We start from the raw sequence: 15,979 nt of genomic DNA, 5'->3' as shown, positions 1-15,979 counted from the left end.
CAGCCCTCCACGGAGCTCACTGTCCGCCCGTGCCGCCTGCGCCACCGGTGCCGTCGGTGCCGCCTGCCCCGCCTTCGCCGGCCGGGGCCGCCTGGCACACCTTGAAGCGGGTCATCGGGTCGACGTCACATATCCCGGACGTGCAGTCCGTGTTGGCGACGCAGGACTGCCCATCCCCGCAGGGCTTACCGCAGAGAGTGCCGCCGCAATCGATGTCGGTTTCCAGGCCATCCTTCTCGCCGTTGGAGCAGAGCGGCGCGGCCGGTGGGATCAGGCAATTGAAGTACTCGACCACCGCGGCGGGCGTCTCCTTCACGATACCTTCATTGTCGGTCTCCGGATCGATCGGCGGGTAGTGGACGCGGAAGCTGATGAATCCGGCGTACTTCTCCACCTCCTCAGCGTCCGTCAGGTCAGCCTTCGGCGGAGGCTGAAGGCCAGCGCTCGACTCGAGCACCGCCCTCGGCAGCAGTTGATCGAAGCCGCCGCACTCCCGTTCGGCGGCGTCGATCCGGTTGAAATGGTGCGACGTCCCGTCGGCGCAGCTCACATCGAGGATGTCCCGGCCCTCCGGTGTCGTGATCGAGACAGTCCCGCCGTGCACGCTGAGAACCTCGGCGCTGCTGCCGCTGCCGCTGCCGCCGGCGCCGCTGCCGCCGCCACCGTCGCTGCCGCCACCCTCGTTATTGCCGCTGCCATCCTCGCACTGCGGGAGCATGGCGCTGCCGCCGGTGCCCCCGGCGCCCCCGGCGTTCTCGGGCTCACCGCAAGGATTGATCGTCACGGAGTAGGTGAACTCCCCAGCGTACGTGAACGATCCGCACTCCTGCGCCTGGGCGTCGATGCGCTTGAACGAGACGCTCGTCGGGGGGAACGCCGCGATGTCGAGCGGCGGATCGAAGATGACCTGCCCGCCACCCTCGAGGAAGCACACGTCGAGCTTCTCACGGGTCGCGAAGCTGCCTTTCGGCCCATTCCCCGCGCCCGGAGCGCCGCACCTGTCGTTGATGTCGTCGTGAAAGGTCGCGTAGCAGCTGTTCTGATCCCTGAGGAACGCGCAGATGTTCTCGAACTCCTCGCCGCAGCCGGGCACGGTGACGGCTGCGGCCACGAGGAGCGGAGCGACGGCGGCGGCGAACAAGACGTAACGGCGCATGGGCGCAGTCTACGCGGACTCCCCGCAGGTGGGCCAGATCCGCAGAGGTCGCCAAGGCACGGCGGCGCCGGGGGGCGCCTCGGCCTCGCGTCCGCGGTCGGCTCGCCTCAGAGCTCGGCGTAGGGCCCGGGGACCACGTACGCGTCGTCGTTGCCCGCGTACGTGAACACCCCCCAGCAGACGAGCTTGTACTTGATCGCGAACGCCATCGCCTCCCGCAGGCTCGCCTTGGGCGCCAGCACGGCGAGGTTCGAGCGGCGGACGCCCCACCAGCCGGGCCCGTGCTGCAGCACCGCGTCGTGGAGGTCCTTCGTCGCGCGCTCCGAATCCTCGAGCACCGCAAGGCGCAGCCGGACGAACGACTTGTCGCTCGAAGGGAAGTCGAACCAGTACAGGTTCGACCTCGCCTGCTTCGGGGCGATGCTCCCGGCGCCCTGCGCCGACAGGAAGCGCGTGAGGTCGTCGGGCGCGAGCTTCTGCGTCACCGGGTGCGTGTCGACGCCCTGGCACGTCTCGGGGCCCACCTTGAACTTCCCGAGCGTGAGCGGCGGCTCGCGGCCGTTCTCGGGCGTCAAGAGGTACCTGTCGATCTCGGGCAGATCGCCCGGGTACTCCACGCCGGCGTCGATGCCGCTGCACGCCGGGAGCCCCAGCGAAAGCGCGAACGCCGCCGCGAGCGCGGGGCGCCCTGGCGCGCGGCTCGGCGCCGGACGTCCGTGGGCGGGGCTCCTGCGGAAGGGGGGGCTCGGCGCGCTCGCCGCCGGTGCTCCGGCGGGCGCGCCCTTGCGGCTCGGTTTGCTTTCGTTCGACATGGCTCTCTCGCGGCACCTGGGGCGTCGCCTCGATCGGCGGGCGCAGCGCTGCCCGGGCCGGGCAATCATTCAATGCCGGACGCCCCGAGGGCAAACTCCTCTGCGAACATTTGGCTGGCGCGCCCCCGCTGGCCTAAAGTTCGCCCGATGAGGCACCTCGGAACGCCGATGCTCGCGCACGTCCCCGCCCTCCGCGCAGGGCTCGCGGCCGCCGCGGGGCGCGCCGGAGCGGCCTGCGCCGCCGCGGCCATGATCGCGCTGCTCGCCGGCTGCGGCGGGTCGCCCGCCGCCCCCAGGCAGGACGAAGTCTTCTATCTCCACGGCGCCAGCGGGCTGCTGAGCAAGGACCAGAGCTTCGAGGTGTACTTCCCGCCGCTCGACGCGCCGGCCACCGACCGGGTGCCGCGCCGGATCGGCGTGGGCCTCATGAACGGCGACGTCCGCATCAGCCGCCCGATGGACTGGAACGTCGGCGGCGCCGACTACACGCCCGAGCGCCGCTTCATCACGTACCAGTCCCCGCGCCAGTTCCTGTTCTCGATCTACGAGCGCATCGACAGCCCCGAGGACCCGTGGCCCGACGTGCTCAAGCGCTACGAGGCCGACCTGGAGGAGCAGGGCGCGGAGATCCTCTCCGGCCGCGCCCCGGTGGCCACCGCGAACACGCAGGGGCGCAGCTACCTCGTCAAGGCGAAGATCCCCTCGAAGCCCGTGTCCGAGGCCTTCGCCCACGAGATCCTCGTCCGGAGCCCCCGCCGCGTCCTGCTCGTGCAGATCGTGCACCACGAGAACATCGACGCGAACGCCGACGAGATCACGGCCGCGCTGCAGAGCCTCACCGTGTACTGAGCGCCCGCCGCGCGCCCCCGTCACATCGGCGGGGGCTCGCCCCGATCCTCGTCGTCCTCGTCGTCGCCGCCCGCGAGGTGCTTGTCGTCGAGGGGGATCGTGATCACGAGCCGCTCCGCCGCGGAGCCGCCGATCCACGCGGTGCGCTTGAGCGTCGAGGCGCGCGGCGAGCCGAGCTGGAACCGCGGCGCCTCCTCCGTGTCCACGTGGATCTCGAGCATCACGTCGTGGATGCCCGGCGTGAACGTCTCGATGATGCCGCGGACGAGCTCCTGACGCTGGCCGCCGGGCAGGAACGAGAGGTACTCGTCGTAGCCGACCGGCCCGAGCACGACCTTGTAGCGGCCCGACCCGTCGAACACGTAGCGCCCCAGCGTCAGGCTCTCGCCGAGCTGGTGGTTCATCACGCCGAGCTTGTTCCTGAACGGCTTCTCGATCTTCGTCCAGTGGCCGACGAACTGCTCGATCTTCACGCCGATGTCCCCGAGCATCTCGGAGAGCACCGTCTCGAGGTTCCGCGCCGAGCGCGACTTCGAGGCGAGGATCGGCGCGTACCGGAGGAAGAAGAAGCGGTCGAGCGGCGTCTCGTAGTCGCGGAACCCGTCGAGGCCGACCGCGCAGAGCATCCGGCGCGAGAACGGATCGGCGCCCTGCTTGCGGTACGTGACGGGCAGCCGGTACTTGGTCCACGCGCGGTAGAGCAGCGACAGGAGCCGGTGGTGGAGGACGTCGAGGAGCTCGCGGACCGGCTGCGGCCCGCCCTGGTAGTCGGCCAGCGCGATCTGCTCGATGAAGTACGCCGGCAGCGGCGACACCGAGCCGTACAGGCCGAGGAACGTGGTCGAGACCCGCGCCCGCTGGACCCCGTCCGCGTACTTGACCGGCGCGAGCTCGCTCACGTCGCTCGACGCGAAGACGAGCGACGGATCGCCGCGCAGCCGGATGCGCTCGTCCTGCACCGGCCCGAGCTGGCCCACCGGCGGCGCGGCGGGGAAGAGCCGCTCGAGCAGGTAGACGAGGCGGTAGTACGAGAAGCGCGGCGCGGTCTCCGCGAAGCGCCGGAGCGCCTCCAGCGCCGCGGGGTCGGCGGCCGCGGCGCCCCTCGGCGCGGCCGCCCTCAGATCAGCGTCAGGCTGCCGCTCTTCGGCTCCCATTTGTGCACCACGCGTGTGTTCGTGCCGGTGACCGTCAGCTGCGTGAACGAGTTCAACGAGACGTAGGACCCGAGCATCTCGTTGAGGATGCTCGCGAACAGGTACATCTCGCCCTCGCCGACGAACCCGCCCTCGTCGAGCTCGACGTCGACCGCGACGCCGCGCACCGGCGCGCCCCGGTACAGCCGGTCGGTCGGCCGCACCCGGATCGACTTCATCGCGGCCAGGCGGAGCTGGTTCGCGCGCGCCGCCTGGCGATCGACGATCGCCTGGAAGTTGTAGAGATCGACGGTCGCCCGGAGCACCTCGAGATCGGTGATCGAGCGGTAGCTCATCGCCATGTGGGCCAGCACGCGCCACTGCAGCTCGCGCCCGATCGGCGGCGGGAGCGGCGCGGTGACGCCCGTGAGGTTCGTGAAGCTCGCCACCGCGGGGGAGGTCGCCGTCGGCACCCGCAGATCGCCGAGCTTCAGCTGCGCCGGCAGGCGGCGGTTCGTGCTCGTCGCCTCGATGCTGATCACGTCGAACTCGGGGAGCGCCCCCGCGTCCTGCGGCGAGCCGAACGACAGGTACATGTCGATGCCGTCGCCGATCGCGGCCGGGCGGAGGTGCGTCTGGTAGAAGATCGTCCGCGCGGCGGCCTCGGGATCGAGCTCGTGCTGGAAGCTGAAGAACGAGGGGATCTCGACGCGCTGGCTCGTGCGGCGGGCGATCCCGACGACCTTGTCGATGCTGTGGATCTCGAAGGCCGCGGGCGTCGCGCCGGCCGGGCGGCACAGGTACTCGTGCTTGGTGGCCTCGGGCTTGATCGGATCGCTCGTGTGTTCGAACAGGTTCACGACCGGCGAGCAGAACAGCCGGAGGTTCTCCCGGCTGACGCGGGTCCCCGGCGGGAGCCCGTCCCTGAACTGCAGCAAGATCGCGAACCGGTCGGAGATCCGCTCCGCCGAGAGCGCCTGGAGGCCGGTCACCTCGAAGAACGCGAACTTCTGCGGGAGCGTGAAGAACTCCTGCAAGAGCCGGAAGCCCGGGTAGACCGTCTTGGGATACGGGATCAGCGCCTCTTCGTCGGTGAAGCCGGTGAGCCGCACGGCGCGCCCCGGGAGCGACGCGATCGTCGTGTCGCGCCCGGACGCGTCGACGGCGGCGAGCGCGACGGTGTCGACGTGCGCGCCGACCCAGAGGCGGAGGTCGTCCTGGAGCCGGCGCTCGCCGTGGATGTAGAAGCGGAGCGACGAGAGCGACAGGCCCGCGAGCGCGGCGCCGCCGGTCAGGCGGAGCTCGATGCGGAGCGTCTGCGCGAGCTGCGCGCCCGTGTCGACGCGCACGTCCTCCACCGCGAGCGGGACGAGCTCGACGTCCTGCGTGGTGCGGAACCGGCACGAGACGCCGTCGACCGGCACCGACCCGACCTCCGCGTGCCGGGCCACGACGAGCCTCTCGCGCACGACGTTCGGCAGCGGCGTGAACTCGATGATCGACGTCGCCGGGATCTGACGGAGGTAGTGCGGAAAGAGCAGCGACGCGACCGAGTGGATCACCTCGGGGAGCTCGTCGTCGAGCTTCTGGCGGATCTTGCCCGTCAGGAAGGCGACGCCCTCGAGCAGGCGCTCGACGTCGGGGTCGCCGCCGCGCTCCGCGAGCATGGGCGCGATCCCGGGGTAGGCCGCGGCGAACTCCCGCCCCAGGTCCCTCAGGTAGGTGAGCTCGTCCTGGTAGTACTTGTTGAACATCCTCTCGCCACCGCCAGTCGACCGCCTGGGCCGAAGCGTGTCAACCGCCGTGAGCTCGGCCGCCGGACAGAAGCTACGTCATCCGGACGTTGCCGCTCTGGTCCACCGCGGCGCCGAGCCGGAGCGCCTGGCGCCGGCCGTCGGGGAACTGGATCTGCGCGGTGATCTCGAACTCGAGGATCATCGACTGCAGCACCGAGTCGCTGCGCAGGTGCCGGACCTGCACGTTCTTCAGCCGCGGCTCGTAGGCCTGGATGCAGTTCTTGAGCGAGCGCTGCACCAGGCCGATCGCCTCGGGGAACTCGTGCAGCACCTCGGAGACCTCCATGAGGCCGTAGTCCGGGCAGGTCAGCGAGCTGCCCTGGCGGGTGTTCAGCATGTGCCCGAGGTGCGTCAGGATGGCCGACTCGAGGTCGTGATCCCGGTAGGTGTGCCGCTCCGTCGAGTGCGGGTCGGCCGCGTGCTGGATGCGGGTGAGGAGCGATGGGCCGGCCACGGCGCGGATCGTAGATCAGCTCGCGCCTCGAGCGGAAGCCCGGCGTTTCAGCGCGGGGTGAGCCAGTCGTCCTCGGCCGAGAGGCCGCCGTCGTTCCAGGTCCAGAGCACCTTCTGGTACGTGAACGCGACCTCCTCCTGCTCGGGCACGCGCGCTTGCGACGGGTGCCGCACGTTGAGCATGTGGAACTGGATGCTCGAGATGGTCGCGTTCGTGAGCTGGACCGTGAAGACCGGCTTCTCGATGCCGATCGCGACCGACCGGTAGAACTGGAGCTCCCAGCGGGGGATGCTCTCGTTGTGGCTGAGCATGCTGAGGAGGAGCGGGGTGGACCGGTCGAGGTCCTTCGTGACGATGAAGGGCTTGTGCATCCGCTTGCCCGTCGGGCGGCCGGTCACCGGGTCGCGCGGTCCCACCAGCGAGTGGAACACCTCCGTGACCAGGATGCTACCTTCTCGCCCCTTCTGGGTGACGGAACCCCTGACTTCCCCTTGTTTTGCGCCGACGAGTCTGAGGTAGGCGTTGAGGGGCATGCCAACATTCTGATCCGAGGACGCCGTATCGCCATGCCTGAATTCGAGCGGCCTCCCGGCCGGCTCGATCTCCAGGACCACAAACGCGACCGGGCGACCCGAAGGCCGCCCGGCGCGACGAGACCCGAAGCCGGAGGCTAGGGGCTACTGGTTCGGCGTCTCCCAGTCGTCGTCCGCCTGGCGGGCGCCGCTGCCGTCGTCGTACGACCACTCGATCTTCTGGTACGTGAAGGCGACCTTCTCGTACTCCGGCGTCTGCGCGTCCCGCCGGGTGTTCTCCATGTGGAAGTCGATGCTCGCGACCGTCGCGTTCGTGAGCTTGACGGTGTAGTGGTTCTTCTCCTTACCGTCGTTGTTGATCGCCTTCGCGCCCGGCGTGTAGAACTTGAGCTCCCACGTCTTGATGCTCTCGTTGTTGACCAGGGCGTTGTAGAGGAGCGGGGTCGCCTTATCGAGCTCCTTCGTGATCACGAAGGGCTTGTGCTGCCGCTTGCCGCTGGGCAACCCGGTCGCCGGATCGCGCGGGCTCACGACCTGATGCTGCACGGAGATGACGGCGATCGTGTTCTCGCGCTTAGCCTGGGTGACCGAGCCGTGAATCGGGCCCTGCGTGACACCCTCCAAGGTGAGATGAGCTTGCAACGCCATGGTCAATTGCCTCTTCCTTCAAGGTCTCGCCGCCTGGGCTCAGTCTACGCCCCATTGCGCGCTGGCAGACGGTTCGTCCCATCGGGAGTAAGAGCCTGAGAGATACGACTCTCATCGTATCTCTATCCCTGTTCATCCCAGGGAGCCCAGAAGGTAACTCCCTATATGGGAGCGTCAAGACTTTTGTGTCCCAGGGCAGCCGACGCTTGCAGGTTTCTTGGTTCTCGATGTTCTCGATGGCCGCAATATTCCGTCCGCTGGGCCACCGCGTCGATAGGGCGGCGCTCGTGTGTCGAGCCCGTTGCGGAGGTTGTGGGCGACGTGACGATGCGCGGCGCAACGGCTCGATCCGACGGTGGGCACGACCGCCGACATGGAGAACAAGGTGGCCTGGCCGGCCAACAGGGCTGGCCGGCCAACAGGGCTGGCCGGCCAGCCGGAGCGGCCGGCCAGCGTGGCCGGCCAGGGCGTTCGGTCGCGAACTCGCCTCGGCGACGCCTTGCATGATACGAAGGACGCGTGAACATCGTTCGCTTCGGCTCCGTCGCCGGCCTGGGGCTCGCCGCCGCCCTCTCGGGCTGCGGAGCGTACCCCGAGCAGCCGCACGGCGAGCTGCAGACACGCAAGCAGAACCCGATTCCGGTCTGCACGACCCAGCTTCCGCCCGCGCGGCGCGCGGCGGGCAACAAGGCGGCCGTCCGTACCCTCGATCACGACCAGTGGCTGGGGGTCGTCGTCCCCGCTTACAACGAGGAGCGAGGGCTCGGGCCGACCGACGTCGACTGCACCGGGCACTACGTGTTCGCCAACGAGACGCTGCGCGGCGGCGTCTCCAAATCCGGCTGGCCGCGCAAGATCGATCCGGACGAGGTCGAGATCCGCTCCGGGCCAGAAGGGCTGCGCGCCATCTGGGTGCGCGTCCTCAAGTTCGAGAACGGCGACGAGGGCGGCCTCGTGGCGCTCGTGCGCGCGGCGGGCGACCGGGCCGACGTCTACGGCGTCGGCAGCTTCCGCGCGCCCGGCAAGGGGACCAAGCTGTCCCCGGTGCGCCTCGGCAACGACAACCTCGTCGTCGCCGAGACGAAGAGCTGCCCGGATCCCGACGACTGCCGGCAACGGGCCCACTTCTACCTGGCGCGACGAGGACGCCTGATCGAGGCGGCCTCCGTCGACCTGGAACGGACCGCCGTGGTGCCCTCCGTCACCGAGCGCGGGCTCTATGCGCGCTACGTGCTGCGCACCGACGTGTCCTACAAACCGAACGGCATCCAGCTGCTCGAGCAGGTGCGCGTGAAGATCGTGAAGTACGACGACAGCAACCGCGACAGCGATCGCGAGCTCCGCCGCGTCGAGTTCCAGCGGTTCCTCCGGGTGGAGCGGGATACGCTCTTCTCGTCGAACGATCCGCTCTGGGAGCGCGTCGTCGGACAGGACTAGAACTGCAGCGGCGGCGCCAGGGGGGGAACGCCGGGGGGGCGGCGGTGGCCCGCCGAGCTCGCAGGACGCGCGGCTCGCACGCGCAGGGCGCGGACGAGCCGCGCGTGGATCGGCTCGGAGGACGGCCAGAGAGGAAAATTGCCGTCGTGACGGGGAGGGGCGCCCGCCGGCGCGGAGGGCTCGCCGGCGAGTGGGCTCGCCGGCGAGCTGCGGCGGCTACCAGCAGAACAGCGCGTTGCCGTAACCGCAGTTCGGACGCTGGAACATCGCGTAGGCGGTGCCGACGGCGAGGCCGCTCAGGAAGCCGGTGACGCCGCCGATCGCGATCTGACCGGCGTTCTCGTGCGGCCGCGTGCCTTCCGGGGCGACGCCGCGCGCGATCGTGGTCACGACCGAGGCGGTGAGGGGGAAGGCGACATTGCCGATGAAACCGCCGGCGTTGAAGCGACCCGACGAGTACCGGAACGTGTCGACCAGGAAGATGCCGGTGCCCGCGCCCGTCGCGCCCCACGAGGCGAACGCATGCGTCGAAGGGCCGCCGAAGGACTCGCAGCCCGAGTCGGGCAGCGCCGTCTTCGTCTCCTCGATCCCGCATCCGGGGCGCGTCGACTCGATCGCGTCCTTGATCGGCAGATCCACGAGCAGCGTCAGCGCGGTCATCGTCATCGCGGGCGCCAGGACCGAGAAATGCCAGCGCCCCTTCCAGCCGACCGTGGCCTCGGGATCGCTGTAATAAACGCGCGGCATCAGGAAGACGACCGAGGAGCCCAGCGCGAGGCTCACGTCCGAGACCGTGGCCCAGCCCTTATCGCGCACCGCCTCCGCGGCCGCCTCGCGCGGGGCGAGGAGGCACGCGGCCACCGAAAGACAACCTGCTGCTACGACTTTCTCCCTGATTCGCATGAACGGCGCCTCGCGTTCGGCCGCGCCACCGGCGAAGGGCGGCGAGCTCAAGGCGCGGCGCGCCGCGCGAAGCCCCGCCGTTTTGGGGCGCTACCGTTTGTTCGAATTCCCAGAGACGGGGAAGCGGACGATGCTCCTGCCTCCCGACTCGCCGGCTGACCCGTAGTCCTCTCCGGCGGTCGCAGCGTACGCCCGAGAGAACTGCTCGCCAAATATTTCCCGAAACGTCTCCTTGTCCTCCCCCGAGTAGTCGCCGTGGCGGCGCTCGTAGAGCTTCCAGAGCTCCTCGTACTTGCTGGAGAACAGCCCGCCTTTCTTGCCCTCGCGCTCGAGCTTCTCTTCGAGCGTCTTCGGCGCGAGCTTCACGAGCAGCGACCTCACGCCCCCCATCACGCCGTTCAGGAGCGCGATCTGGTGGCTCATGACATCGACGAAGATCTCGTGGAGGTGCCGCGCGGCCTCCGGCCCGCCGACCGGCGTGAGCAGGACCGTGCCGAGCTCCTTCGCGTCCTTCGCGTTCGCGACGTTGTCCGTCTCCGCGGAGCGATCGCGGGCCAGCACCTCGGCCTCGAACTCCTGGTAGCCGTCGCGCAAGCTCACGAAGCACTTCAGGAAGACCTCCATCGTGTCGCGGAGCCGCCGCGCGAAGTTGACGATGCCCGCCACGTCGTCCGGGGGCTTCGCGCCGGGCGCGAGGGCGCCCGCGAGCTCGGACAGCGCAGCGAACGCGGCGTTCGCCGGCGCCAGCTCGCCGAGCGTGCGGTAGTCCACGCCGTAGTACTGGGAGATCTTCTGGAAATCACGCTCCGCGAGCACGCTCGGGTGCTCCTCGCCCAGCCGGCGCAGGTAGCTCTGGCGCGCGTCGGGCGGGAGGCGCGCGAGGTGATCCCAGATCATCCGGTACACCGCGCCCCACGCGGTCCGGTACGCCTCCAGGTACGGCACCACCTGGCGCAGGTACGGGTCCTCGCCGCCGGGCGCGGCGCGCTTCTGCGGGTGGAGCAGCGCGGAGAGGTTCTCGCCGCCCGTGCCGAGCAGCGTGCCGTCGCTCGGGCTCTCCGACTTCAGCGGCGCCTCGACGATCGCCAGCCGGATCTGGATCGGGCCGATCGTGATCTCCGGCTGGCTGCTCACGTCCACCGAGGTGTCGCGCGCCAGCCGGTGCCCGGCGAACATCGTCCCGTTGGTCGAGCCGAGGTCGCGGACGAGGATCCGGCGATCGCGCACGTCCACCGCCGCATGGAACTGGGAGATGTACGGCCGGTCGATGTGAAGGTCGTTCAGCTGGTTCCTGCCGATCCGGACAGGGAAGCGCTCGAACGAAGCTTCGAAGCTTTGGTTGGCCTGGGTGTCGGACACGCGGGCCGAGAGCGCCGCCGGCATGGGTGCAGACTAGCAGACCCGCTCCGCCGCACGGGAGTGCCTGACGCCTCTCCGCGCCGCCATCCCGCCGACGCGCGGTCCGCCCACCAGCCCGCAGCGCACGGCGAAAGCAAGCCGGTCGCTTTCTTGACGGGCTTGCCTACATGGTGCGACCTTAAACCACACATGAGCCTCGTCCATAAGATCCCTCCCATGGTCTCCGCCCTGGCGTTTGGCTACGGGGTCGGGATGGCGGCGCCCCAGTCGGCGATCTCGTCGGTCCACTCGGCGGTGTCGACCTACCAGCTGGGCGGAGCGCGGGCCGGGGCGCCGGTCGCGGCGCTCGCCGCCGCGCCGGTGCGCGGGGTCGACGCGCCGCCGGCGCGCGGGGTCGACGCGCCGGCGCTGCCGCCGGGGAGCGAGTCGCGGGAGCTGCTCCGGCTGCGCGACGCCGCGGGGCGCGACGCGCGGGAGGGCGCGTCCTGCGAGGTGGATCGGCCGAGCTTCTCGCGGCCGCCGCGCGCGTTCTCCGCCGAGGGCAGCTACGCCGACGACGCGGACGACCTCGACGCGCCCGGCGCCGAGGCGCTCTCGAAGCTGCAGCTGCCGGACCTCCGGCTCTCCGTGTCGCGCCGCACCCTGAAGTACGTCCGCTTCTTCACGCGGACCGACCGCGGCCGGGGGATGTTCGAGACGTGGCTGAAGCGGAGCGGGCGCTACCAGGAGATGGTCCAGGCCGAGCTCCGCGATCGGCGGCTGCCGGAGGATCTCATCTGGGTCGCCATGATCGAGAGCGGCTTCGACTCGCGGGCGAAGTCGCCGGCGGGCGCCGTCGGGCTCTGGCAGTTCATGCCCGCCACGGGGGAGGTGTACGGGCTGCAGCAGACGCGGCACCTCGACCAGCGCAAGAACCCGCGCCTCGCCACGCAGGCCGCGGCCCACCACCTGCGCGATCTCTACATGCGCTTCGGCAGCTGGGATCTCGCGCTCGCGGCCTACAACATGGGCTACGAGCAGCTGCTCGACCGCATCGATCGGTACGGCACGTCCGACTTCAACGAGCTGGCGCGCCAGCAGGCGATCCCCTCGGAGACGGCCGCCTACGTGCCGAAGATCGGGGCGGCGGCGATCGTGGCGAACAACCTGGAGCGGTTCGGGTTCGATCAGGTCGAGGTGAGCCGGCCGCTCGACGCCGCCGAGATCGCGGCGCCCCCGGGGACGCCGCTCAAGACCCTGGCGAAGGCCGCGGGCGTCGCGACGTCGACGCTGCGGTCGCTGAACCCCGACATCCTCGGGGACCGCGTGCCGCCCGGCCGGGGGGACTTCATCGTGATGATCCCGTCGGACACGCTGGCGCGGGCGCAGGCGGCCCTGCCCGCGATGCTCTCCGCGGAGCAGCTCGCGACGGACGACGCGTCGATCCTCGATCCGGTCGACCTGCTCGGCGGGCGCGACTTCGCGCCGCGGCGGAGGAGCCTCGACGACGAGAGCCTGCTCTCGCTGCTCCCGAAGCCCGCGCGGCGGCGGGCGGCGGACCCGGCGGACGGCGACGACCGGCCCGCGAGCGGCAAGCGGCGCTCGATGCGCGACCCGGTGGCCTCGCTCGACGGCGGCGCGGAGAGCCCGTCCGACGACGACGACGCGGCGTATGCCCCGGCGCGATCGCGGACCGCGCGCGCGGGGCGAGCTGCGCGCGAGGTGATGCTCTACCGCGTCGGGCCCGGCGATACGCTGATCGGCGTGGCGCGGCAATTCGTCATCGACGTCGAGGACGTCGCGCGCGATAACGGGATTGACGCGGACCAGAAGCTCCGCGTCGGCGCCCTGCTAAAGCTGCGGATACGGCCCGACATGGTGGACCGCGTCGCCTCGAGCGAGGCGGCCGTCGCGCAGGCGAAGGACGAGCGGGCCCAAGACGGGGCGGCGGCGTCGCGGGGCGCCGCGCCGCGCGTCGAGGCGGCCCGCGGCGGGGCGAGGCCGGCCGCGCGGGAGCGCGGAGAGGCCGGCGGGGGCGAGGGCCGCGCCCCGGAGGCCGCGGAGAAGAAGCCCAAGGGGCGCGGCTGACGACGGCGCTTTCGGACGAGGGCGCGCCTCGGTTAGCATGCCTCGCATGCAGCTCGTCGACACCAAGGCCATCGTCAAGCGACTCACCAAGAACTGCACTTCAGCCCTCGAGGCGGCGATTGGCCAGTGTGTCAACGCGCGCCACTACGAGGTCACGCTCGAGCACCTGCTCCTCGCGCTGCTCGACGACGCGAACTCCGACATCGCGTTTCTCGTATCCCACTATGATCTCGACCCGTCGCACCTCCGCGCCGCGCTCCAGCGCAGCCTGGAGGAGCTGAGGAAGGGCAACGCCGGCAGGCCGGTGCTCTCTCCGACGATGCTCGAGTGGATGCAGGACGCCTATCTCGTCGGATCCATGGAGTATGGCTACCAGCGGGTGCGGAGCGGCGTGCTCTTCCAGCGCCTCGTCCAGCAGCCGACCCGGTACTCGGTGAGCGGCATCGGCGCTTACCTCGAGGGCATCTCGAAAGACGATCTCAAGACCAATCTCTCCAAGATCGTCTCCGGCTCGAAGGAGGAGGCCGAGGCCGCCGCGGCGTCCGCGGGCGCGCCCGGGGCGGGGAAGCTGCCGGCCGGCATGGCGAGCGCCGGGCCCGACTCGGCCCTGGCGAAGTTCTGCGTCGACTACACCGGCAAGGCGCGCGCGGGGCAGATCGATCCGATCTTCGGCCGCGAGCGGGAGATCCGGCAGGTCATCGACATCCTCGCGCGGCGCCGCAAGAATAACCCGATCATCGTCGGCGACGCGGGCGTCGGCAAGACGGCGCTCGTCGAGGGGCTCGCGCTGCTCATCGTCGAGAGCACGCCGGAGAACCCGAAGGTGCCGCCGCTCCTGCAAGGGGTCGACATCCTCGGGCTCGACATGGGCCTGCTCCAGGCGGGCGCCGGCGTGAAGGGCGAGTTCGAGAACCGCATGAAGCAGGTGATCGCCGAGGTGAAGGGGTCGCCGAAGCCGATCATCCTCTTCATCGACGAGGCGCACACGCTCATCGGCGCGGGCGGCCAGCAGGGCGGCGGCGACGCGGCCAACCTGCTCAAGCCGGCGCTCGCCCGCGGCGAGCTCCGCACGATCGCGGCCACGACGTGGAGCGAGTACAAGAAGTACTTCGAGAAGGACGCGGCGCTGGAGCGGCGCTTCCAGCCCGTCAAGGTCGACGAGCCGAGCGAGCCGGCCGCCGTCGTGATGCTCCGCGGGCTCCGGCCGAAGTTCGAGCAGGCCCACAACGTCATCATCCAGGACGAGGCGGTGACCGCCGCCGTGCGGCTCTCGGCGCGCTACCTGACCGGCAGGCAGCTGCCGGACAAGGCGGTCGACCTGCTCGACACGTGCGCGGCGCGGGTGAAGGTCGCGCTGCAGCAGCGCCCCGCCGCGGTCGAGGACGCCGAGATCCTCATCGTGAACACCGAGACCGAGCTCAAGGCGCTCGAGCGCGATCGGGACAAGGGCGTGCACATCGACGCCGAGCGGGTCGCCGAGCTCAAGGACCGCCTCGCCAAGGCGAAGGCCGAGCTCGAGGAGGTGCGCGCCGCCTACGCGAAGGAGACGGCCGGCACGCAGAAGGTCATCGACGCCCGCAAGAAGATGGACGAGGCGAAGTCGAACGAGGAGCGCGACGCCGCCCGCCGCGAGGTGGTGAAGGCCCTCGACGAGCTCAAGCAGAGCCAGGGCGAGGTGCCGCTGATCCGGCCGGACGTCGACGAGGCCATGGTGGCGAGCGTCGTGGCGGCGTGGACGGGCATCCCCGTCGGCAAGATGGTCCAGGACGACGTGAAGGCGCTCCTCGAGATGGAGGACCGGCTGACCCGGCGGATCAAGGGGCAGACGCACGGCATCGTGACCATCTCGAAGGAGCTCCGGAGCGCGCGCGCGGGCCTGAAGCCGCTGAGCACGCCGCAGGGCGTGTTCCTGCTCGTCGGGCCGAGCGGCGTCGGCAAGACCGAGACCGCGCTCGGCATCGCCGACCTCATGTTCGGCGGCGAGCGGATGATGACCGTCATCAACATGTCCGAGTTCCAGGAGAAGCACACGGTCTCCCGGCTCATCGGCTCGCCGCCCGGCTACGTCGGCTACGGCGAGGGCGGCATGCTCACCGAGGCCGTGCGCCAGCGGCCCTACACGGTCGTGCTCCTCGACGAGGTCGAGAAGGCCGATCCCGACGTGCTGAACCTGTTCTACCAGGTGTTCGACAAGGGCATGCTGAGCGACGGCGAGGGGCGGCTCGTCGACTTCAAGAACACGGTCATCATCCTGACGAGCAACCTCGCGACCGACAAGATCACGAACATGACGATCGCCGCGCGCGAAGAGGACCCGGCGCGGCGGCTCGACGCCGACGGCGAGTTCATCAAGGAGGTGGTCGAGGCGATCAAGCCGACGCTCTCGGCGCACTTCAAGCCGGCGCTGCTCGCCCGCATGACGACGGTGCCGTACCTGCCGATCTCGCCCGACGCGCTCGGCGAGATCACGCGGCTCAAGCTGGACGCGCTCGTCGATCGCCTGCGCAAGAGCCAGCGGATCGAGGCGTCGTACTCGGACGCGCTCGTCGACACGATCGCCGCGCGCTGCACCGAGGTCGACACGGGCGCGCGCAACATCGATCACATCCTCCGGGCGTCGCTCCTGCCGCAGCTCTCGGTCGCCGTCCTCGAGAAGATGGCGGAGGGCCCGCTCCCGAAGCGGCTCCAGATCGGGGTCGACGCCGAGAAGAACTTCACGGTGTCGTTCTCGGACTAATCGACCGCACCCGCGCACCGAAAGTTGTACGGGCCGTGAGACTCCGCATAAATTGGGCGGAGCATGGTCGCGTTCGCCAAGCTCCTACAGCGTTC

13 protein-coding genes are annotated in these 15,979 nt (G+C 70.2%); 4 read left to right on the top strand and 9 right to left on the bottom strand.

Annotated features, from left to right (window positions below):
- Positions 1–16: 16 nt before the first annotated feature.
- Together WME98_RS01945 and WME98_RS01940 are read right to left on the bottom strand one after the other, a co-directional pair.
- Positions 17–1,156, bottom strand: coding sequence for a hypothetical protein (locus WME98_RS01945; RefSeq protein ID WP_437949704.1), 1,140 nt, complete (start codon positions 1,154–1,156; stop codon positions 17–19).
- 107 nt (positions 1,157–1,263) lie between these two features.
- Positions 1,264–1,968 (bottom strand): hypothetical protein, encoded by a 705-nt coding sequence (locus WME98_RS01940; protein ID WP_437949703.1) that lies wholly within the window; start codon positions 1,966–1,968, stop codon positions 1,264–1,266.
- Between the two features lie 147 nt (positions 1,969–2,115).
- On the opposite strand from WME98_RS01940, the gene WME98_RS01935 reads away from it, so the two are divergent.
- Positions 2,116–2,817, top strand: a complete 702-nt coding sequence (locus tag WME98_RS01935; RefSeq protein WP_437331875.1) for a hypothetical protein — start codon at positions 2,116–2,118, stop codon at positions 2,815–2,817.
- A 20-nt stretch (positions 2,818–2,837) separates the two neighbouring features.
- Here the strand turns inward: WME98_RS01935 and tssG are convergent, their stop codons facing one another.
- The 5 genes from tssG to WME98_RS01910 form a co-directional block, all read right to left on the bottom strand.
- On the bottom strand, positions 2,838–3,971 hold the full coding sequence (gene tssG / locus WME98_RS01930; RefSeq protein ID WP_437949702.1) for a type VI secretion system baseplate subunit TssG: 1,134 nt from the start codon (positions 3,969–3,971) through the stop codon (positions 2,838–2,840).
- The gene (tssF, locus tag WME98_RS01925; RefSeq protein ID WP_437331873.1) at positions 3,935–5,704 is read right to left on the bottom strand and encodes a type VI secretion system baseplate subunit TssF; all 1,770 of its coding nucleotides are present in this window, start codon (positions 5,702–5,704) and stop codon (positions 3,935–3,937) included. The genes tssG and tssF overlap by 37 nt, the downstream gene beginning before the upstream one ends.
- Before the next feature lie 73 nt (positions 5,705–5,777).
- Positions 5,778–6,200, bottom strand: coding sequence for a type VI secretion system baseplate subunit TssE (gene tssE, locus WME98_RS01920; RefSeq protein WP_061622427.1), 423 nt, complete (start codon positions 6,198–6,200; stop codon positions 5,778–5,780).
- A 47-nt stretch (positions 6,201–6,247) separates the two neighbouring features.
- Complete coding sequence (tssD, locus tag WME98_RS01915) at positions 6,248–6,733, bottom strand: type VI secretion system tube protein TssD (RefSeq protein WP_061622431.1); 486 nt, start codon at positions 6,731–6,733, stop codon at positions 6,248–6,250.
- 144 nt (positions 6,734–6,877) lie between these two features.
- Positions 6,878–7,381: an Hcp family type VI secretion system effector gene (locus WME98_RS01910; protein ID WP_437313263.1), complete on the bottom strand. Its 504-nt coding sequence runs from the start codon at positions 7,379–7,381 to the stop codon at positions 6,878–6,880.
- A gap of 519 nt (positions 7,382–7,900) precedes the next feature.
- On the opposite strand from WME98_RS01910, the gene WME98_RS01905 reads away from it, so the two are divergent.
- Positions 7,901–8,818 (top strand): hypothetical protein, encoded by a 918-nt coding sequence (locus WME98_RS01905; RefSeq protein WP_437949701.1) that lies wholly within the window; start codon positions 7,901–7,903, stop codon positions 8,816–8,818.
- A gap of 216 nt (positions 8,819–9,034) precedes the next feature.
- Here WME98_RS01905 and WME98_RS01900 read toward each other — a convergent pair whose 3' ends face one another.
- Together WME98_RS01900 and WME98_RS01895 are read right to left on the bottom strand one after the other, a co-directional pair.
- The gene (locus WME98_RS01900) at positions 9,035–9,679 is read right to left on the bottom strand and encodes a hypothetical protein (protein WP_437331871.1); all 645 of its coding nucleotides are present in this window, start codon (positions 9,677–9,679) and stop codon (positions 9,035–9,037) included.
- Positions 9,680–9,811: 132 nt separating this feature from the next.
- Positions 9,812–11,104 (bottom strand): type VI secretion system-associated FHA domain protein, encoded by a 1,293-nt coding sequence (locus WME98_RS01895; RefSeq protein WP_437949700.1) that lies wholly within the window; start codon positions 11,102–11,104, stop codon positions 9,812–9,814.
- A gap of 192 nt (positions 11,105–11,296) precedes the next feature.
- On the opposite strand from WME98_RS01895, the gene WME98_RS01890 reads away from it, so the two are divergent.
- Entirely contained in the window at positions 11,297–13,147 is a 1,851-nt protein-coding gene (locus tag WME98_RS01890; protein ID WP_437949699.1) for a transglycosylase SLT domain-containing protein, read from the top strand.
- Between the two features lie 37 nt (positions 13,148–13,184).
- A complete protein-coding gene (tssH, locus tag WME98_RS01885; protein ID WP_437949698.1) occupies positions 13,185–15,884 on the top strand; it encodes a type VI secretion system ATPase TssH in 2,700 nt (899 codons plus the stop codon).
- Positions 15,885–15,979: the final 95 nt, after the last annotated feature.

Source organism: Sorangium sp. So ce296 (assembly GCF_051529605.1).
Lineage (GTDB): Bacteria > Myxococcota_A > Polyangia > Polyangiales > Polyangiaceae > Sorangium > Sorangium cellulosum_D.
The sequence above is the reverse complement of the archived record's forward strand: the minus strand, read 5'-3'. Positions and strand labels throughout refer to the sequence as shown.